Here is a 19,494-nt window from a genome sequence, read left to right as displayed (position 1 = left end):
AAGTCATGCCGGTGGAAGTGCGTACGACCGGTTTCTCGCTGGCATACAGCCTCGCGACGACGATCGGCGGTTTCACGCCGGCCATCTCCACGTACCTGATTCACGCGACCGGTAACAAGGCGGCGCCGGGAGCATGGATGGGCCTCGCTGCGGTCTGCGGTTTGATCGCGACGCTGATCCTGTATCGCTCCACGGAAGCGCGCAGGCAATACAAGGCGGCTTGAGCGGGACGCCAAACAGAGTGACTACATCAAGAGCAAGCTACACTTCGCCTAGGGCCGTGCGCCCGGCGGAGCGCTTGGCTGGCTTGAACCATGCGTTTGCCGGGCTGACGGACAATGCCCATGCATAACGTGGTGAACCTGATGAAGCTACTGCTGGTCGAGGACAATGAGCAACTGGCTCATTGGCTCGCAAAGATTCTGGAAGACGATGGTTTTGTGCTCGATCGCGTCAGCGACGGCGACGCGGCCGACAGGTTCCTGCGCACGACGCGTTACGACGTCGTGCTGCTCGATCTGAACCTGCCGAACCTGTCGGGCAAGGGCGTGTTACGGCGTCTGCGGGAACGCGACGACGACACGCCCGTTCTCATTTTGACGGCAAGCGGTTCCGTCGATGAAAAAGTGATTTGCCTGAGTGCCGGCGCGGACGACTACCTTGTCAAGCCGTTCGACGCGCGCGAGCTGGTCGCGCGTGTCAAGGTACTGGTGCGGCGCCAGTTGCCCTCGCGCTCGAACAGCACGCGATGCGGCGATCTTTCCTACGATATCGACCGGCGGCAGTTTTCAGTATCGGGCGAGACGCTCAGCCTGACACCGAGAGAGCACGCCGTGCTCGAGACCTTGATTCTCAAGGCGAAGAAAACCGTATCCAAGCCGATGCTGGCCGATTCGCTCGGCAGTTCGTCAACGCATACGAGCGAAGACGCTATCGAGATTTATGTCTCGCGGCTGCGCAAGAAACTTGAGAAAAGCACCGCGACGATCATTACGCTTAGAGGCCTGGGTTATCTGTTGCAAGCCAGCAGCGATGACGAATAGCCTGCGCCTTCGGCTTTTGTTGTGGTTGTTGCTGCCGCTGACTGTCTATGTGCTCGCAGCAGGTTATATGGCCCGTGAAAGCGCGCAGAAAACCGCGAGTCTCATTCAGGACAACGCGCTGCTTGCATCCGCGCGCGTGATGGCCGGCGACGTCAAGTGGGACGACAGTTACCTGCATGCGGACATTTCCCCGAGCGCCATCGAGATCCTGAGTTCGCCGTATGGCGACCGGGTATTTTTTCGTATCCGGGTTATCGACGGACCCGCAATTGCCGGGACAACGGATCTTGAGCAAGTCGAGCCGGCGAGTTCGCCTGGATGGTATGACACGAACATCGACGGCCAACCGGTGCGGGCGGTCTCCATCATCCGGCCGATGTACGACTCCGGCGAAAGCAAGCGCATCCTGGTGTCGGTCGGCAGGACTGAACTCGAGCGCGATGCATTGGCGGCGGAACTATGGCGGCCCCAACTACGGCATTTCGCGGAGATCATCGCGATTGCAATCGTGCTGGTATGCGTCGGCCTGACCTTTGAACTACGGCACTTGATGGCGCTGACCAACGACGTTCGCGACCGCGCGCCGAACGAACTGGTGCCGTTGCGCTCGGAGCATCTTCAGAGCGAGTTGCGGCCTATTGTCGATGCAATCAACCAGTGCATTGCGAGAATCGAGCGGCAGACCGCCATGCAGCGGCGGTTCATTGCGCATGCGGCGCATCAGTTGAGGACGCCGCTGACATTGCTTGGCGCGCAGCTGCAGTACGCGCGCCGCCACGATGATCTCGCCACGGTGAAAGAGACCTTGTCGGCGATGCACAAGAGTAACGGGGCGCTCGTGTCGCTGACTAACCAGCTGCTCCTGCTCGCGCAAGCCGAGACTGCCGATTACAGTCATTTCGAAGGCGAGCGTGTCGATCTGCGCGAGGTTGCGACGACTGTAATTGAAGAGCTGGCGCTGCTTGCTCAGCGTCGCGGGATCGAGCTTGCGGCGCAGCTTGCGGACGATGCGATAGTGCTGGGCAATGCGCGTTTGTTGTCGGTGCTTGTTTTCAACCTGATCGATAACGCTATCCGGTATACGCCTGCATCAGGGCACGTAACCTTGCTGATCGAGCGGCATGACAAGACGATCATGCTTGCCGCGACAGATGATGGCCCCGGTATTCCAGCGGATGTCCGCGATCGCGTTTTTGAGCCGTTCTTCAGGGCTTCGGCGGAAGAGGGTAGCGGGTTGGGCCTCGCTATCGTGCGGGAGATCGTGCGTGCGCACCGGGCGACCATCAGGCTTGAGCATGGCCCCGATGGCAAGGGGCTTGCGGCGGTGGTCCGGTTTTCGATTTAGAGCGACGCTCGCGCCGATGAACCGGCGCGAGCGAAACAACTTCAGGCCTCTTCCGCCCAAGCCATATTCTCCCGCGCCATCAACGCCGATGACGCCGCCGGTCCGAACGTCCCCGCGGTATAAGTCCGCGGACGGTCGTTCAGTTCCTTCCAGCCGTCCAGGATCGGTTCCACCCACGCCCATGCCGCTTCGAGTTCATCACGACGCATGAAGTGCGTAAGGCGCCCGCGCATCACATCGATCAACAGCCGTTCATAGGCTTCCGCGCGACGTTCCGTAAAGGCCTGCTGCAGGTCCAGATTCAAATTGACCGGCAGCATATGCATGCCGCTACCCGGCTCCTTCGCGAGCATTTGCAACTGGATCGATTCCTCGGGCTGCAACTGGATGATCAGCCGGTTGCCATAGTTACGCGGCCCGCTCGGAATGATCGAGAACGGCAGATCGGCGAAGTCGATCACGATCTCCGATTGTTTCTTCTGCAAGCGCTTGCCGGTGCGCAGGAAGAACGGCACGTTCGCCCAGCGCCAGTTGTTGATGTGCGCCCGGATCGCAACAAACGTCTCCGCACGGCTCTCCGCCGGCACGTTGTCCTCTTCCATATACCCCTTGACGGGCTCGCCGCCGATCGCGCCCGGACTGTACTGGCCACGCACGGTATCGCGGGCGATATCCGCGACCGTCATCTTGCGCAGCGAACGGAGCACCTTCAGCTTTTCATCGCGCACGGCATCCGGATCGAGCGACACGGGCGGTTCCATGGCCACGATGCACAACAGCTGCAACAGGTGGTTCTGCACCATGTCGCGCAATGCGCCCGTCTGGTCATAGAAGCCAGCGCGGCTGCCCACGCCCACTGTTTCGGCCACGGTAATCTGCACGCTCTTGATGTACGGCGCTTGCCACAGCGGCCCGAAGATCGCGTTGCCGAAACGCAGCACCATCAGGTTCTGCACCGTTTCCTTGCCGAGATAATGGTCGATGCGGTAGATCTGCGCTTCGGCGAAATGGCGGCCGACTGAAGCGTTGATTGCCTGCGCCGAAGCGAGATCGTGGCCGAGCGGTTTTTCCAGCACGACGCGCGAGTTGTTATCGACCAGCCCGGATGCTGCGAGGTTGTCGCAGATCGTCGTGAAGAGGTCCGGCGAAGTCGCGAGATAAAACACCCGGCATACGTCTTTGCGCGCAATTTCCGCGAGGTTCAGATAGTCGCTTGGCGAATCAATATTGATGCGCACGTACTCGAAGAGAGCAAGGAACGTGTCCCAGGCTTGCGGGTCGAGCGCCTTCTTGTCGACGAACGGTTTCGATTGCTCTTCCACGAACTGCACGTATTGCTCGCGCGACCAGTCGCGTCGACCGATCGCGATGATGCGCGTTTGCGGCGGCAGGTTGCAGTGCAGATGCGCCATGTAAAGCGCCGGCAGGAGCTTGCGTGCGGACAGGTCGCCGGCGCCGCCGAAAATGATCATGTCGACCGGAAGATCGAACGCTGCTGAAGAGGTTTGAGTGGTCATGGTGCGTATGGAGTCGCGGGTTGGTGCAGTCAGAATTGCGCTCCGCAGAGCGGGCCTTTTACGACGCTGAGTATGTCGTTATACCAGTTGCGCTTTAAACCGGCTTGTTCGCGCAGGGCGAGCAGCGCCGCCGTTCACTACCACCAGAATACTAGAGATAAAGCGTCCGGCCGGTCGGGAAACGATGCAACCGTCTGCCTGTAACTTTAGTGTAAGTATGCGATCGGCGCACGGCGATCGATATCGATAAGCGTGGATTGCGGGGGCGCGGGCAGATGATGCGGTGAACGCCGCTCTAGCCTCTGCAGCGAGTTGCGCGACATCCTTGAACACTCAGACGGATCGATGATGCGCGAAATCGATCGCGACCATGCCGCTTCTTTCCTTCTTGACGCGACGCTTGGCGATGGCCGCGACCGCGCCTATTTCCTCGCTGATGCGTGCCGACCCGGCAGCCACCCTGACTGCGCCGATAGACATGGTGACGAAGCCGAAGAACAGCCGGCGGCGGCTCCGGTCCTCGCTGTAGATCCCGCCTGCTAGCCGGTCTTCCGGTGAATAGAAACGCTTGACCTCTTCGTTGAAGCGGGTAACGGCCTGGAGGCTGCGACCGTGCCAGTCCGCGCTTTGAAACAGCATCAGGAAGTCGTCGCCGCCGATGTGGCCGAGAAAATCGCACGCTGGTTCGCAGACCGAGCGTAAGGCAGCCGCAGCCGCCTTGAGCACTTCGTCGCCTTGCCAATAACCGTAGTAATCGTTGAATGGCTTGAAGTCGTCCAGATCGACGTAACACGCAACGAAGTCGACGCCGCTGTCGATCAGCCGCTCGACGTGCGAATTGATCGGCACGTTGCCGGGAAGAAACGTCAACGGGTTGGCATAACGCGCCGCTTCCAAGCGGATTTCCGTCACGGCGCGCACGAGACGCTCGCCGGTGGCGAGGCCCACGTAACGGCCTGCGTCGGTGATGATGAGGCCGTCGGAGAGATAACGCAGGTCGTCGTTGGCGAGCATATGCGCCACCTCTTCCAGCGTGGCATAACGTTCGACCACGAGCGGCGCCGGATTGGCAAACTGCAGGCAAGGACGCTTGCCGAACAGTTCGCGATGGTAGGGCAGCGCGTACTGGTCCATGAAGGCGCGGCGGTTGATGAGCGCGACCGGCCGGCCGTCGTCGATGATCGCCACAGCGTGCAGATCTGGCGCCACGTTGAACAGGTCGACCACGTGGTCGTTGCGCGCGTCGAGTGGCAATGAGGGCGCCAGAATTAGCATCCGGTCCAGTTCGAATCCGCCCGCGCCGGCTTCGCGGCGGGTATGGGTATGCGAGGGGTAGACGGTGATCTGCGACGAGCGCAACGACTGCTGTATAGGTGCGGGCAACGTCAAGCAGGGCAGCGCAGCCGGGCGCCCCAGCAAGAATCCCTGTCCATACGTGATGCCCAGGTCGCGGACAATGCCCAGGTCGGCCGGGCGCTCGATACCCTCGGCAATCAGCTCGGCGTCGCTTGCTCTGGCAAACGCGGCCATCGTTTTGACGGCCTCGAATTTCAACGGATCGAGCGCGATGTTGTCGATGAAAAACCGGTCGATCTTGACGTAGCCGGGCACCAGCCGTACCCAGAGGTTCATGCTCGCATTCGCGCTGCCGTAGTCGTCGAGCGCGAACGCGGCCCCGGTGGAACGCAACGCGCGAACGGTGGCGTCGAAGCGCTCGTGATCGGTAATGACGCTCTGCTCCGTTAACTCGATCACCACGCGCTCAGGGGCAAGCGCACTGGCGCCGAGCAGGGTGGCAATGCCGTCAGCGTCGCCGAAGCTCGCTTCAATAACCGCCGCGCTCGCGTTGATGAAAAGCAGGCCGGCGCCCTCTAGGCGTGTAAAGGATTCGCAGCACACCCGTGCCGCGGCTATCTCCAGCCTGTGCGCCGAGCCTTCCTGCTGCGCCTGAGCGAACAAGCCGCGCGGCGTCGCGAGCGACGTGTCGGCCGGGCCGCGGATGAGCCCTTCATAACCTGCAATCTCTCCGTCGGCCAAGCGCACGATGGGCTGAAAGGCCGCCCAGAGCGCACGGTCGGCGATCAACGCGGCGACCGTCGACGGCGCGCCGTGTGTGACATGAAGAGTAGAGAATTGCATGGGGAATCCCGTAGATCTGGCTGTCTAACGGCGCGGCGTCGCATGAATTGAATGAAGTTTTTATGACCTCGGGCACCAGGGCGGTGCGGGTTTGTGGCTGGCGTTGCGCGCGGGGCGGCTATGCCGGCAAAGTTTCTTCGCGAACCATGGCGCCAGGGATCAATCCGATCAGGGGCTATGACGCCATGACGCTCGACCGCGTGCTCCCCGATGCCGACGGAATCTTGGTGGTCCGGTTGTTGAGGGAAGCTAGATACCGAAGGCGAGGAGCCGTTGTTTCATACGATCCGTAAAAGGGGTATCGGCAGGGAGCGTGAGGAAGTGCCGCGCGAAACGCCCGGAACTTGCGTGTGGTTCAAGTCCCGGCGCGCACGGCGCTTGAAGTCAGGACTGCCCGGTCCGCCGCCCCATGCACGGCCGTTTCAGATCACCATGGACAGCCCAAGCGTAAACGCCAGCGCCGTCACCGAAATAATCGTCTCGCACACGGTCCACGTCTTGAAGGTCTGCGTCACGGTCATGCCGAAGTACTCCTTGACCAGCCAGAAACCGCCATCGTTCACATGCGACAAGATCAGCGACCCCGCGCCGGTCGCGAGCACGAGCAACTCGGGACGCACACCCGTTGCAGTAGATGCGGCGGCCGCTGCGATAGGCGCGATGATCCCCGCGGCAGTGGCCATTGCAACAGTCGCCGATCCGGTCGCGACGCGAATCAGCCCGGCAACCAGCCACGCGAGAATCAGCAGCGGCACATGCGCGCCGGTGGCCACATCGACAATCGCCTTGGACGCGCCGCTATCGATCAGGATGCGTCCGAAGCCGGCGCCGGCACCCACGACCAGCGTGATGCTGGCGGTCGGCGCCAGACACTCGTTGGTGAACTTGAGGATCGATTCGCGATTGAACCCGCGCGCCGAACCGAACGTGTAGAAACTCATCAGCACCGCAAGCAGCAGCGCCATGTCCGGGTGCCCGATCAGGCGCAGCACGTTGTTGGCCGTTGATTTCGCCGGCACGATCAGGTCGGCCCAACTGCCAACGAGCATCAACAGCACGGGCAGCAGAACCGTCAGCAGCGTGATACCGAAGCCGGGCAGCTTCTGCGTCGCGCGTGCGGCGTCCTGTTCGATAAACTGCTGCGCTATCGGATTGACGCCCTCGAGTACGACGAACTTCGCGATCAGCTTCGAGAACAGCGGCCCGGCGATAATCGCCGTGGGAATGCCGACGACCAGCGCATAGAAGATCGTGTGGCCGATATCCGCGTTATAAGCCGTGACGGCCAGCAACGCGGCCGGATGCGGCGGGATCAGGCCATGCACGACCGAGAGCCCCGCGACCATGGGAATGCCGACGCGGATCATCGACGTGCCCGTGCGCTGCGCCACGTTGAATGCGATCGGAATCAGCAACACGAAACCGACTTCGAAAAACACCGGCAGGCCGACGAGAAACGCGATGCACATCATGGCCCAATGCACGTTCTTCGGGCCAAACAATCCGATGAGCGTGCGCGCGATTTGTTCGGCGCCGCCGGATTCGGCCATCATCTTGCCGAGCATCGTACCGAGCCCGACGACAATCGCAATATGCCCGAGCGTTCCGCCAACGCCGGTTTCGAACGACTTGAGAATCGACGTCATCGGCATGCCGACAGCAAGCGCGAGCGCGACGGATACCACCATCAGCGTGATAAACGGATTGAGTTTGAATCGCGCGATCAGCACGACCAGCGCGATGATCGCGACTAACGCGTAAACGAGTAACCAACTTCCCTGGACAGTCGCCATGGGGTCTCCAAAATAGCGATCGGAGGAACCAGACCGTCGAGCCGCATGGGTCTCCAACGGTCTGGCATACCGGGTTAGAACTTGTGCCGAATTCCGGCGACGGTGACGAATTGCCCGTTGTTGCTGGACGGATTCGAGACGCCTTCGACCCACGCCTTGGCGCCCGACGAACGCTGATAAATGCCGTTCAGGTAAAGATCGGTGCTCTTCGAAAGGAAATACTCGCCACCGAGCGCGAGCTGGCTGTAGTGGCCATTTGCCGCCGTGGCCGAACTGCTGTTCTGGCTCGTGTAGATATAGCCGAGCGAGAGCAGCGTGACGGGCGTGAACTGATAACGCACGCTCGCTTCGTAGTTCGCGAAGCGCAGGCTGCCGCCGCTCAGGAGGTCGAAGTGCGAGTTTGTGTACAACAGGGCGACGGTGGCCGGCCCGAACGCATAGGCACCGCCCGCGCCCCAGACCTGATTGCGCGCGACGTTGCTGATGATCGACGAACTGGTGCCGTAGTAGTTGTCGGAAGGCGCAGCGCCTGCCGTGTTCGACGCTGGGTGATTAACCAGCGAGTAGGCCGCGTCGAGACGGACTGGTCCCGCGACATAATCTGCCCCTACGCTCCATGCACGGTTATTCGAGAAGTCGCCGGCCGTGTTCGAGAACGCGTACATCGCGTTGGCGGTGAAGCCGGAGAACGTGGGCGTGGTGTACTTGACGGCGTTGTTGGTGCGGTAGGTATTGTTGAGGTCGTCGTTGTCGTAGACCGCGTTGCCGAACTGGCTCATCGCGCCCACGCCGTTGATCTGCAGATTCGACAAATAGTCCTGCACGCTGTTGTACTGGCGGCCAAGCGTAATCGTACCCGCACGGCTGTTACTCAATGCGACCCACGCACTGCGGCCGAACATGCGTCCGCCCTGGCCCAATGCGCCCGATTCCAGGCTGAAGCCGTTCTCGAGCCTGAACAGGACTTTGTTGCCGCCGCCCAGATCCTCGGTTCCAAGCAGACCCCAGCGCGACCCTTGCACGTTGCCTTGAGTGGCCTGATAGGCGCTATTGCCTTTTTGATTGTTGGTGTAGGTGAAGCCGGCATCGACAATGCCGTAGAGCGTCACACTGCTTTGGGCGTAAGCGGCTTGCGCAACGCTTCCGGTCACGGCAACGGCCACGGCCGTGCGAAGGATCTGCTTGTGCATCTGGTTTCCTCTGGTCGAAAGAAGGGCATTCATCGATGAATTCTTTTTGTCTTCGATGGCGTAAGGATTACTAAACGTGCAAGGCAAAGCGACGCCGGAGATAATCCGGCGTATCGGTCGTACAAAGGTTGAAATTCAGTCCGGCCAGTTGCGCCGGCCAGCAACACGCCGCGCGTCGCGCTGGAAAAACGGCGTGACCAGCGGCTGCGGTGCGTGCTGCACACGTTCGAGTTCGGCGAGCAAACGTTGAAGGACGATCTGTTCCTGGCCGGGATGCAGGTTGCACGGATCGACGAAGAAAAAATTCAGTTCGGCCTCGTGATCGCGAACGATCACCGGCACGCTGCCCGCCGGCGGATTTGCCAGCGCGTCTGCCAAATCCCAGGCGCTGATACGCGCCTCGCGTGAATCGATGGAAAGCTTCAGGCGGTCAAGCGGATTGCCGGTAGGATCGGCATCGATCTCCGCGCGTACGCCAGGACGGCCGTTCAGCGCTTCATGCCATAGCTTGAGATAACCACGCTCACGCGCACGGACCGCCGCATGATCGCGCTGCTGCCATTGTTCGAGCGCAGCGATGGCGCCCGCGATCCCTTCCTTGCCCACTTTCATGCCACGACCGATGCCGCCATTCTGGAAATAGGCGGCACGTACCAGCGTTTTCTTGCCCGCTACGATCCCGGCAGTCGGACCGCCGAGAAACTTGTGCGCTGAATACAGCACGAGATCGGCGCCCGCGGCAATGAAGCGTTTGAGGTCATATTCCGACGCCGCGTCCACGATCACCGGCACACCCTTCGCATGCGCGGCGGCTATAAACTCTTCCAGTTGGATCAATCCGAACTGGACCGTGTGATGCGAGACGACATAGAGTGCGGCAGTAGTACGGTCATTGATTGCCGCGGATAGCTGGTAACCGTGCGCCTCCGTGGCCGCGCCAACCGGCACGACGCGAGCGCCGGCGAGCCGGATGGCCTGGTCGACGGGCGCGCCATAATTGACGAGATGGCCGGTTTGCACAACTACCTCGTTCCGCAAACCGGCCGTGTCGGGCAAACGCTCGATCAGGCCCGGGTCGTCGCCCGTCATGGTCGCGGCAATGCCAAGCGTGATCGCGGCCGAACAGGACGCGGTGATATAGCCGCTTTCGCTGCCGCACGCCCGCGCGATCACGGCCGACGCCTTGCGTTGCAAGTCGTCGATCTGGACAAACTGCGGCAGGATCGCGGCCATTGCTTCAATGACCGGCGCCGCCACGATGGAGGCACCCAGGCTCGTCATCGTGCCCGATACGTTGACGACCGAGCGTAGACCAAAACGGGAATAAACATCCATCGTGCGGCTCCTGATATTCCTTTATTATGGAATGTATGTTGTAATTGTGTATTAGATTAGCATACGATGCACTTGCGTCAAACTGTACAAAAACAATCTGTCACTAGGAGCGCAATGATCCGCAAGTCCCGTCAAACCGCACAGGAACCGGAGCCAGCCGCGAAGCCGGTGCCGGACACGCCCGATCTTCCCGCTGCCGCGCCGCGCACACGCACGAGCGCGATCGACCGGGCAGTGCAGATCCTGGACGCGCTGCAGGAAACCAACCGTCCGATCACTGCTTATGAAATCGCGCGTCTGGTCGGCGCGCCGCTTTCGACTGTCTATTCGATCATCAACGACCTGGTGGAGAAGAACCTGTTGGCGCGCACGCCCGACGGCGCAATCTGGCTCGGCTCGCGGTTATACGGCTACGGGTTGACGTATGCGAGTTCGCTCGACTATCTGGCGGTCGCGCATGAAGAGATGAACCGCTTGTCGGCGCAGGTCGGCGAGACGGTGCAGGTGTGCGGACTCGAGGAAGGCATGATGGTCGTGTTGCAGATGGCTGAGGGACCGGGCCATTTTCGCGTGACCTCGCGTGTAGGCAGCCGGGTGCCGCTCAACTGGACTGCATCGGGACGGTTGCTGGTGGGACATCTGCCCGACGCCGAGCGGATCGCCTATTTCACGCGATACGCAAAGTCGTCTCCCACTGCGCGTGCCGAAACACGCCCTAACGTGCTCGCACGAATGGCGCGTGAAGCGCTCGACGCGCGGCTGTCGATCCAGATCGGCGAATCGGATGCGTCCGTGGCGTGTCTCGCCGCACCGGTGCTCGACCAGGCCGGGGACTGCGTCTTCACTATTTCGATCGTGATGCCGGAGGCCAAGGCGATTCAGAGTACTGAACGTTTTGGCGACGAACTAAAGGTGGTCGCTGCGCGCATTGAAGCGCGGCTCGGCTGGCGGCGTCGCGCGCCCGACTCCATCGGCTAGGCACAGGCTGCCGCTCTTTGAACCTTGTCCTCAACACTTGAAAGAGAACCAACGCAACATGGGATTTTCGACTGAGATGAACTGCTACGAACGACTGCAGGCCCGCGGTTTGAAACTTCAGGACGTGCCCGCACCGATAGGCAACTTCACTCACTGCACGCGCGAAGGCAACTTGCTGTTTTTGTCGGGGCAAGGGCCGCTTGACGGGACCGGACACCTGATGACAGGCAAGGTCGGTGACAACGTCACCGCCGATGAAGCGTACACACATGCACAACTCGTGGGCCTTAACTTGTTGTCGGTGCTGCATGTGGAACTAGGCGATCTGGGCCGCGTGAGACGCATCGTAAAGCTGCTCGGCATGGTTAATGCCACGCCGGACTTCGCCGATCATCCGCGCGTGATCAACGGATGCTCCGATCTGTTCGTCGATGTGTTCGGCGACGCGGGCCGGCACTCGCGTTCCGCTGTCGGCGTGGGGTCGCTGCCGGGCAACATCACGGTGGAGATCGAAGCGATCGTCGCTATTCGCGACTGAGCTTCAGCGTGATTCCGAGAGTGCTGCCGCGGCCTCGACAACGAACGCGGGCGTGGTCCACGACACGGGTTCGTGGCGCACCCGGTTCACGCGACTATTCGGCCTCAAACTAGCCATATAAAGGTGAAACGTGTTTCGATGCAGTCACGCAGCGCTGCGTGTCGTGATTACCGCGTGACTGACGCGAGTTATTCTGCCAGGCTGATGCCCGAGCCGCCCATTTCCCCCGGGAAATCTTTCATCTTTGGCAAGCCGTCCTTCATTCGCAGCTTCGTTTCCTGATAGTTGACATGAACGCCAGCTTCGTACGGGAAGTCTGGAATAACTGCTGCATACAGGTCGGTTAGTCCCATGCCGGGATGCTCGGTGAAGAGGTGGCCGCCGCATGTCTTGCACCATTTGCGATAGCTTTGCGGTGTCTTGTTGTAAGTGCCTATGTTGTCGGCGCCCCGCGTAATGTGCACCGCCTCGGGTTTCCATAGCGTGAAGGCGTTGACGGGTCCTGCCGACCAGCTTCTACACGAGTCGCAGTGGCAATAACCCATTCCTGCCGGCTCGCCTGTGACTGTGATCTGAACCGCGCCGCAAAAGCAGCCTCCGTGATAAGTGTTTTCGTTGCTCATGATGCATCTCCTTCATGGTTTTTACCCGGGCGTATGTGGGTCTGCCGATGCAGCCTTGCCCGGCGGATTGATGTGCGCCGCAGCACGCACTCGACAACACCGCATGCGCTCGCCGGAACGTTACGGTTCGGCACTAGAAGCTGCGGTACGTGGGTGCTAGTATTTACGAATTGCTTACCATGATGAATGATCAGGCGTCCAGATTTCTTGTGCAGGACGCCGCATTCAACGGGCGCTATTCAACGGACACTATCCATGGACGCCGTTTCCGACGTGCTTCGCGCGGTGCGCCTGAGCGGAGCGGTGTATCTCAATGGAGAGTTCACTGAGCCGTGGTGCGTGATTGGTCAGGGAGATGCGACCCTCTATGCGGCTTTCCTGCCGAGATCGGAACGCGTGGTGTCCTATCATCTGATCACCGAAGGGCGCTGCTGGGCGCAACTCGCTGACAATCAAGGCTCCGCGATTCACCTCAATGCCGGCGAACTGCTGGTAGTGCCGCAAGGCGAAGCGCACATTATCGGCAGCGACCTAGCGCTTTCTCCCGCGTCGGCGGCGCCCTTGCTCGCCAGTCAGTTGCAGACAACACCGGGCCAGGTGATGAAGTTGTCTTACGGAGGCGGTGGAATCGGCACACGTCTCGTCTGCGGTTTCCTGGCCTGCGACAACACCTTGAGCAACCCGTTGCTGTCTTCGCTGCCGCCAATCTTCAAGGTCGACATGCGCAACGACCCGCGCTCGGCATGGCTGGAGTCGTCACTGCAATTCGCTGCAGCAGAAGCGAGCGAGTGGCGGGCCGGCAGTGCCATCGTTCTTGCGAGACTGTCTGAACTGCTGTTCGTCGAAGCGGTGCGCCGTTGTATCGATACCCTGCCTGCCGATCGGAAAGGGTGGCTGGCGGGCGTGCGCGACCGGTTCGTCGGTCGGGCGTTATCGATGCTCCACGCGCAACCCGCGCACTCGTGGACCGTCGATGAACTCGCGCGAAAGGTGGGCTTGTCGCGTTCCGCGTTAGCGCAACGGTTCACGGACCTGCTGGGACAGCCGCCCATGCAATATCTGGCACGTTGGCGTCTGCAGATCGCGGCGCAGGAACTCTCGACCGGCAGCAAGTCGCTCGCCGCGGTGGCGGAGCAGGTCGGCTACGAATCGGAGGCGGCATTCAACAGGGCGTTTAAGCGGGAATTCGGAACGCCGCCGGCGTGCTGGCGAAAGCGCCAAGGGACGGCGAATGCTGCCGGCGTAGCCGTCGCTCAGGTCCATACGTGAGCACCCGGTCGCATTGATCTCGCCAATGCCTGAAGCGCACAGGCAAAAACTACGACCGCCCGAGCAGCGTTCATCGGCAATAAAGTAAAAAAGTATTAGAAAGTAATACAGGCTTAATTGTCTATTGAATCGGCCATTAAACTTTCCTTTACCGACTAATTAATTTGGTAGAGCGTGTCAGCTGAAAATTGCATCACTTGAAACTAATTCGGACTGCGAGGTATTTATCGGGTGAATGAAACGAGTTCCTTCCGCGGCCGCCATTATCCACAACTGGATGCATTGCGCGGCATAGCCGCCCTGATGGTGGTAATCAATCATTTCGTACTGGTCGGCCCGCTCTGGTGGATACCCAAGTCACCCTTGCGCGTGTTGGCGCTTGGTCATGAAGCTGTCATTTTATTCTTCATACTGAGCGGTTTTGTCCTGACCCTTCAATTGATGTCGAATCGACGCATCACGTATCGCGACTATTTGATCAAGCGGATTTGCCGGATCTATTTGCCTTATCTCGCCGTACTGTTCGCTGCCTGTTCATTCATTAATCTGATCAACGTAGAGCCCGTTGAATGGGCTGGCTCATGGTTCAACGATATCTGGATCGGATCATTCTCGCGTGCAGAAATACTGGATCACATCTTGTTTATCGGACAATACAAAGCCAATCGCGTGCTTCCGGTGATCTGGTCGCTGATCTACGAAATGCGCATTTCGTTGATGATGCCTTTGGTTGTCTATTGCGCCGGCCGCGTGTCCGCACGCGCTTGTCTGGCGACGGCGCTGGCTATTTCCGCAGTGTCCTTCCTGTTCGCCATGGGGAAGGGTGCCGACGAGACCAGCAGCCCAAGCTTCAGCGGTGACTGGGCGATGACGGCGCATTACCTCGGCATGTTCATCGTCGGCTCGACGCTGGCGATCCACCGCGCGCGCTGGCAACGATGGCTAGCAAAGCACAATCGAACGAAGTTTGTTCTCGCCGCTTCGCTCGTGCTCTATTTCTTGTCACGCTCGGTGACGTCGATTACGACGGGTGTTGTCGGCCAGTACATTTTCGACTGGTGTGTCGTGGCTGCCGCCGCGGGCATTGTGTGTACAGCAATCGTATCGAGGCGTTTTACGTCGGTGCTGGCAAAGCGCCCAGTCGTATTCCTGGGCACGATTTCCTACAGCCTGTATCTGACACACACGGTCGTGCTCCTCACGATCATCCACTTGATGCCTGCTTCCGGCTCGGCATGGCGCGCGATCGTGACGGCGGCGGTGCTGATCATTCCTGTTGCCGCAGTGACTTATCTCGCGGTCGAACGACCGTCGATCATGCTCGGGAAATTTCTGACGGGACGAAGCGCGGCCGCGTCCGCGAGAGCGAATCAGGCCTCCTGAAAGTTGATCCTTGGTTTGGCGTTGCGCGCCCGCGAGTCCCGCAGCGCTGCTTTTGTGCGCGCGCGTTTCCTGACGGTGCATCGCGCACCAGGAACCAGAGCGACGGACATTGACGACATCAATGCACCGAGTCTGAGCACTTAGCGGAAAGCCTTGTGTGGCAAGGCACAGAGGCCTTGCCACACAGCCGGACTTTGCCTGGCACAGCTCATGCATTGATGAATTCCATCTTGTATGCAAGACGGAATTCATGTCCAATTCACCTGATCCATTCGACTGTCCACGCGTTGCAGCTCTTCTGGCTGCTTACGCCGAGCGACGCCGCTCGCCGCTGACGGTCATCGACGCGGTGTTCAAACGGATCCACGCCGTCGATCGCCCGGAAGTGTGGACGCTGCGTTTGCCGGAGGACGCGGTGCGTTCGCGGGCAAGGGTGCTTGAAGACAAACTTGCTAAAGAAGGCGATGCGGTGTTCGAACGCATGCCGCTGTTCGGCGTGCCGTTCGCGGTCAAGGACAATGTGGACGTAGCGGGGCTGCCGACGACCGCCGCTTGCAAGCCCTTCAGCTATACGCCCGACGTGTCCGCTTTCGCCGCCCAGCGGCTGCTCGACGCCGGCGCGATTCTCATCGGCAAGACGAATCTCGATCAGTTTGCTACGGGTCTCGTTGGCACGCGCTCGCCCTATGGCGCGGTGCGCCAGGTTAAATTTCCAGGGCATGTGTCGGGGGGATCGAGCTCCGGGTCGGCGGTGGCGGTTGCCGCGGGGTGCGTTGCGTTTTCACTCGGTACGGATACAGCCGGGTCCGGCCGGGTGCCCGCGGGATTCAATGGGCTGGTCGGGCTGAAGCCGTCGCTGGGTCTGGTGAGCAAAAGGGGGGTGGTGCCCGCTTGCCGGAGCCTGGATACGCTGTCGATCTTCGCGCACGACGTGGCCGACGCGTGGCACGTCCTCGCGCAAATGGCGAAGTTCGATGCGCTCGATGCTTATTCGCGCAAGCTGCCGGCCTTGGGCGCGACCGTTTCGGCCGTGCGTATTGGTGTGCCGGCCGAGCTGGAGTTTTTCGACGATACCGCCGCTCAACATGCATTCCTTGCCACCCTCGATACCCTCTCGACCGAACTGCATGTCACGCCGCGCGATATCGATTTCGCGCCGTTCAAACGGGTGTCGGCATTGCTCTACGACGGCCCTTGGGTCGCCGAGCGCCGTGCCGCGCTGGGCACGTTCTTCGAGACAAATTTTGCGGACATCGACGCGACGGTTGCGTCCGTGATCAGTAAGGCGGACCGCTTCAGTGCAGTCGATGCCTTCAACGGCCAATACGCACTCGCAGCACTCAAGCGTGAAGTCGAGCGATGCTTCGACACTATCGATGTCCTGATCGTCCCGACTGCGCCGACCCATCCGCTGATCGCCGACGTGCAGGCAAACCCCATCGAACGTAATAGCGAACTGGGGTATTACACCAACTTCGTCAACCTGCTGGATCTATGCGCGCTGGCTGTGCCAGGCCTGCATCGCAGCGACGGTTTGCCGGCCGGCGTGACCTTGATTGCGCCCAGCGGTGCGGATCATCGGCTGGCCGTTTTGGGGGCGCGTATCCAAGCGCTATTCAACGATAAAACCACCCCGTCGCCCGATCTCCAACCGCTGCCATTCCAGGAGCCGAGCGTAACGCTCGCAGTCGTCGGGGCGCATTTGCGAGGGCAGCCGCTTAATTGGCAATTGCTGGAAGCGAGCGCCCGGTTCAAGGAAACGACACGCACCGCGCCGGGCTATCGGCTCTTTGCGCTCGCTAATACTTCGCCGCCCAAACCCGGGCTCGTGCGCACCACGGACGGCTACGGCGCAGCCATCGCCATGGAAGTGTGGGAGCTGCCCTTGCGCACGTTTGGCAAGTTCGTGATGGATGTTCCATCGCCGATGGGTATCGGCACGGTGGCGCTGAGCGATGGCCGCGTCGTCAAGGGTTTCATCTGCGAGCCGTCGGCTGTATCGGTTGAAAGCGGAGCGCAGGACATTACGGCTTTTGGCGGCTGGATCGCCTACCTCGACAGTCTTCAAAAACAGCCCAATAACCTCTAACCAGGAATCGAACGACATGACTAGCCGCCGCACTTTCATCAAAGACGCGAGCCTGTTGGCACTCGCGACCATGGCCCCGTTCCAGTCGGTATTCGCTGCGGGGAAAACTACTGTTGGCGTGATCTATGTCGGCGCGCGCGGCGATTATGGCTACAACCAGGCGCAAGCGTCGGCGGCGGCGATCATCAAGAAGCTGCCCAACGTGAAGGTCGTTGAAGAAGAGAACGTGCCCGAGACCATCGCGGTCCAGAAGACCATGGAAGCGATGATCGAACAGGACGGCGCAACGCTCATTTTTGCGACCTCGTTCGGTTACTTCGATCCGCACGTGCTCAAGATGGCGGCCAAGTATCCGAACGTCCGTTTCGCGCATTGCGGCGGTTTATGGAAGCAGGGCAATCCGCCCAATATCGCGAGCTATTTTGGTTATATCGATGAATGCCAGTATCTGAACGGCGTGGTCGCGGGTCACATGACCAAGAGCAAGAAGCTTGGCTTCGTTGCCGCCAAGCCTATTCCGCAGGTGCTGCGCAATATCAACTCGTTCACGCTCGGCGCGCAGTCTGTCGATCCCGCCATCACCACGCAGGTTATTTTCACTGGCGACTGGTCGATGCCCGTGAAGGAAGCGGAAGCCACCAACAGTCTCGTCGATCAGGGTTGCGACGTGCTGACGTGCCACGTGGATGGGCCGAAGGTCGTGGTGGAAACGGCGGAAAAACGCGGCGTGATGAGTTGCGGTTATCACGCGAGCCAGGCCGCGCTTGCGCCCAAGGGTTATCTCACCGGCGCGGAGTGGGACTGGGCGACGCCGTATAAGGAACTCATCGCCGATGCTCAGGCCGGCAAGCCGCAGCCCAACGTGCTGCGCGGCGGGCTCAAGGAGGGTTTCGTCAAGATGTCGCCATACGGCGCGAAGGTCACGCCCGACGCGAAGAAGGCCGCGGACACGATCAAGGCCAGCATGATGGCGGGCGACTTCGTGATCTTCAAGGGGCCGATGAAAGATAACAAAGGGGCCACCGCGATCGCCGCCGGAACGAGCCACGCGCAGACCGACTACACGCTTGAGAGCATGAATTATCTCGTGGCGGGCGTGACCGGCCAGATCTGATGATGGCCTCGTCTTCCTGAAGGAGCCGTGATGCGTCCCAATGCCCCGACTGCCCGCGCTTTGCTTGCGCTGTTACCGGCGATACCGACAGTGCTTGCGCTTGTCGGAACGCTGGTGCTGTTTTCGTTATTCCTGCTGGTGCAGGGCCAACCGGTCTTCGATGCCGTCGGCCTGATTTTCCAGGGCGCGTTCGGTTCGTCGTTCGCCTGGCAAAGCACCTTGCTGCGCGCTTCACCGCTCATGCTGACGGCGCTGTGCGTGGCGTTGCCGGCACAGGTCGGATTGATTGTGATCGGCGGCGAGGGCGCGCTGGCGCTGGGCGGAATGTGCGCGGCAATTGTCCCGCAGATGCTGCCGGCCGGCACGCCGTGGTTGATCGCCACGCCGCTGATGGCGCTTGCGGGCATGCTGGCGGGCGCGGTCTGGATCGGTGCGGTCGGTGCGCTGCGGCAATGGCGTGGCGTCAATGAAACGATCAGCAGTCTATTGATGGCGTATATCGCGATTGCGCTGTTCAAGCATCTTGTGGAAGGGCCGTTGCGCGATCCGGCAAGCCTCAACAAGCCCTCCACGCTGCCCGTTCCCCCGTCGATGATGGTTGGCTCGCTCCCTGGCCTCGAAGTCCACTGGGGCCTCTTTTGGGGCGTTGTGGCATGCATTGCGGCGTGGATCTTCGTCAAGTACAGCACCAAGGGTTTCGCGATGCGCGTGGTCGGCGGCAGCAACCGCGCTGCGCGCCTCGTCGGCTTGCCGGTGAACCTGCTGGCATTCGCCGCCTGCGCGCTCGGCGGAGCAGCTGCTGGTCTAGCCGGCATGTTCGAAGTCGCGGCGGTGCAGGGCAGCGCTAACGCATCGCTGCTCGCCGGTTATGGCTACGCGGGCATTCTCGTCGCCTTCGCCGCGCGCCAGAATCCGCTCGCGATCATCGTGTGTGCGCTGATGATCGGCGGGATCGAGGCGAGCGGCAGTCTGCTGCAACGCCGCCTCGATCTTCCCGATGCCACCACGCTCGTGCTGCAAGGCCTGCTATTCGCCAATCTGCTTGCATGGGAAGCGCTTGGTGGAAGGATCGCTGCATGGCGCGTGCAACTGCAAGCCGCCGCACTCGCCGACATCAACCTGCCGATGGAGCAAACCC

Annotated in this window: 15 protein-coding genes and 1 pseudogene; 10 read left to right on the top strand and 6 right to left on the bottom strand. The window is 60.8% G+C overall.

What is annotated here, in order from left to right; genetic code table 11:
• From M0D69_RS39825 to M0D69_RS39815, 3 genes and pseudogenes are all read left to right on the top strand, one after another.
• Positions 1-224 (top strand): annotated as a pseudogene (locus M0D69_RS39825) (MFS transporter); the annotation flags it as partial.
• 141 nt (positions 225-365) lie between these two features.
• On the top strand, positions 366-1,043 hold the full coding sequence (locus M0D69_RS39820; protein WP_301787296.1) for a response regulator transcription factor: 678 nt from the start codon (positions 366-368) through the stop codon (positions 1,041-1,043).
• Positions 1,033-2,388 (top strand): sensor histidine kinase, encoded by a 1,356-nt coding sequence (locus tag M0D69_RS39815; protein ID WP_301787294.1) that lies wholly within the window; start codon positions 1,033-1,035, stop codon positions 2,386-2,388. Before M0D69_RS39820 ends, M0D69_RS39815 begins: the two co-directional genes overlap by 11 nt.
• 41 nt (positions 2,389-2,429) lie before the next feature.
• On the opposite strand, the gene zwf is transcribed toward M0D69_RS39815, so the two are convergent.
• The 5 genes from zwf to M0D69_RS39790 all read right to left on the bottom strand — a co-directional run bounded on the left by zwf (position 2,430) and on the right by M0D69_RS39790 (position 10,362).
• The gene (zwf, locus tag M0D69_RS39810; protein WP_301787293.1) at positions 2,430-3,905 is read right to left on the bottom strand and encodes a glucose-6-phosphate dehydrogenase; all 1,476 of its coding nucleotides are present in this window, start codon (positions 3,903-3,905) and stop codon (positions 2,430-2,432) included.
• 333 nt (positions 3,906-4,238) lie between these two features.
• The gene (locus tag M0D69_RS39805; RefSeq protein WP_301787292.1) at positions 4,239-6,044 is read right to left on the bottom strand and encodes a phosphodiesterase; all 1,806 of its coding nucleotides are present in this window, start codon (positions 6,042-6,044) and stop codon (positions 4,239-4,241) included.
• A 422-nt stretch (positions 6,045-6,466) separates the two neighbouring features.
• On the bottom strand, positions 6,467-7,837 hold the full coding sequence (locus M0D69_RS39800) for a gluconate:H+ symporter (RefSeq protein WP_301787291.1): 1,371 nt from the start codon (positions 7,835-7,837) through the stop codon (positions 6,467-6,469).
• A gap of 74 nt (positions 7,838-7,911) precedes the next feature.
• Positions 7,912-9,027 carry a porin gene (locus tag M0D69_RS39795; protein WP_301787290.1) on the bottom strand — a complete coding sequence of 372 codons (1,116 nt, stop codon included), beginning with the start codon at positions 9,025-9,027 and terminating at the stop codon, positions 7,912-7,914.
• 135 nt (positions 9,028-9,162) lie between these two features.
• Positions 9,163-10,362 carry an aminotransferase class V-fold PLP-dependent enzyme gene (locus M0D69_RS39790; protein ID WP_301787289.1) on the bottom strand — a complete coding sequence of 400 codons (1,200 nt, stop codon included), beginning with the start codon at positions 10,360-10,362 and terminating at the stop codon, positions 9,163-9,165.
• Positions 10,363-10,476: 114 nt separating this feature from the next.
• Here M0D69_RS39790 and M0D69_RS39785 point away from each other — a divergent pair, with 114 nt between their 5' ends.
• Together M0D69_RS39785 and M0D69_RS39780 are read left to right on the top strand one after the other, a co-directional pair.
• Positions 10,477-11,340, top strand: coding sequence for an IclR family transcriptional regulator (locus M0D69_RS39785; RefSeq protein WP_301787288.1), 864 nt, complete (start codon positions 10,477-10,479; stop codon positions 11,338-11,340).
• A 76-nt stretch (positions 11,341-11,416) separates the two neighbouring features.
• Positions 11,417-11,878, top strand: a complete 462-nt coding sequence (locus M0D69_RS39780; protein ID WP_301787295.1) for a RidA family protein — start codon at positions 11,417-11,419, stop codon at positions 11,876-11,878.
• Positions 11,879-12,066: 188 nt separating this feature from the next.
• Here M0D69_RS39780 and M0D69_RS39775 read toward each other — a convergent pair whose 3' ends face one another.
• On the bottom strand, positions 12,067-12,501 hold the full coding sequence (locus M0D69_RS39775; RefSeq protein WP_301787287.1) for a GFA family protein: 435 nt from the start codon (positions 12,499-12,501) through the stop codon (positions 12,067-12,069).
• A gap of 255 nt (positions 12,502-12,756) precedes the next feature.
• Here M0D69_RS39775 and M0D69_RS39770 point away from each other — a divergent pair, with 255 nt between their 5' ends.
• From M0D69_RS39770 to M0D69_RS39750, 5 genes are all read left to right on the top strand, one after another.
• On the top strand, positions 12,757-13,770 hold the full coding sequence (locus M0D69_RS39770; RefSeq protein WP_301787286.1) for an AraC family transcriptional regulator: 1,014 nt from the start codon (positions 12,757-12,759) through the stop codon (positions 13,768-13,770).
• A 231-nt stretch (positions 13,771-14,001) separates the two neighbouring features.
• Positions 14,002-15,153, top strand: coding sequence for an acyltransferase (locus M0D69_RS39765; protein ID WP_301787285.1), 1,152 nt, complete (start codon positions 14,002-14,004; stop codon positions 15,151-15,153).
• Positions 15,154-15,403: 250 nt separating this feature from the next.
• Positions 15,404-17,242 (top strand): allophanate hydrolase, encoded by a 1,839-nt coding sequence (gene atzF / locus M0D69_RS39760; RefSeq protein WP_301787284.1) that lies wholly within the window; start codon positions 15,404-15,406, stop codon positions 17,240-17,242.
• Positions 17,243-17,258: 16 nt separating this feature from the next.
• Positions 17,259-18,356, top strand: a complete 1,098-nt coding sequence (locus M0D69_RS39755) for a BMP family ABC transporter substrate-binding protein (RefSeq protein WP_301787283.1) — start codon at positions 17,259-17,261, stop codon at positions 18,354-18,356.
• Between the two features lie 30 nt (positions 18,357-18,386).
• Positions 18,387-19,494 (top strand): ABC transporter permease (locus tag M0D69_RS39750; protein ID WP_301787282.1); only part of this gene is annotated, 1,108 nt, incomplete at its 3' end.

It is taken from the genome of Caballeronia sp. SEWSISQ10-4 2, assembly GCF_030464885.1.
GTDB lineage: Bacteria > Pseudomonadota > Gammaproteobacteria > Burkholderiales > Burkholderiaceae > Caballeronia.
The sequence above is the reverse complement of the archived record's forward strand: the minus strand, read 5'-3'. Positions and strand labels throughout refer to the sequence as shown.

Coding starts and splice junctions, on each gene's coding strand:
- M0D69_RS39820 (WP_301787296.1), top strand. CDS start 366: ATGAAGCTACTGCTGGTCGAGGACAATGAGCAACTGGCTCATTGGCTC.
- M0D69_RS39815 (WP_301787294.1), top strand. CDS start 1,033: ATGACGAATAGCCTGCGCCTTCGGCTTTTGTTGTGGTTGTTGCTGCCG.
- zwf (WP_301787293.1), bottom strand. CDS start 3,905: ATGACCACTCAAACCTCTTCAGCAGCGTTCGATCTTCCGGTCGACATG.
- M0D69_RS39805 (WP_301787292.1), bottom strand. CDS start 6,044: ATGCAATTCTCTACTCTTCATGTCACACACGGCGCGCCGTCGACGGTC.
- M0D69_RS39800 (WP_301787291.1), bottom strand. CDS start 7,837: ATGGCGACTGTCCAGGGAAGTTGGTTACTCGTTTACGCGTTAGTCGCG.
- M0D69_RS39795 (WP_301787290.1), bottom strand. CDS start 9,027: ATGCACAAGCAGATCCTTCGCACGGCCGTGGCCGTTGCCGTGACCGGA.
- M0D69_RS39790 (WP_301787289.1), bottom strand. CDS start 10,362: ATGGATGTTTATTCCCGTTTTGGTCTACGCTCGGTCGTCAACGTATCG.
- M0D69_RS39785 (WP_301787288.1), top strand. CDS start 10,477: ATGATCCGCAAGTCCCGTCAAACCGCACAGGAACCGGAGCCAGCCGCG.
- M0D69_RS39780 (WP_301787295.1), top strand. CDS start 11,417: ATGAACTGCTACGAACGACTGCAGGCCCGCGGTTTGAAACTTCAGGAC.
- M0D69_RS39775 (WP_301787287.1), bottom strand. CDS start 12,501: ATGAGCAACGAAAACACTTATCACGGAGGCTGCTTTTGCGGCGCGGTT.
- M0D69_RS39770 (WP_301787286.1), top strand. CDS start 12,757: ATGGACGCCGTTTCCGACGTGCTTCGCGCGGTGCGCCTGAGCGGAGCG.
- atzF (WP_301787284.1), top strand. CDS start 15,404: ATGTCCAATTCACCTGATCCATTCGACTGTCCACGCGTTGCAGCTCTT.
- M0D69_RS39755 (WP_301787283.1), top strand. CDS start 17,259: ATGACTAGCCGCCGCACTTTCATCAAAGACGCGAGCCTGTTGGCACTC.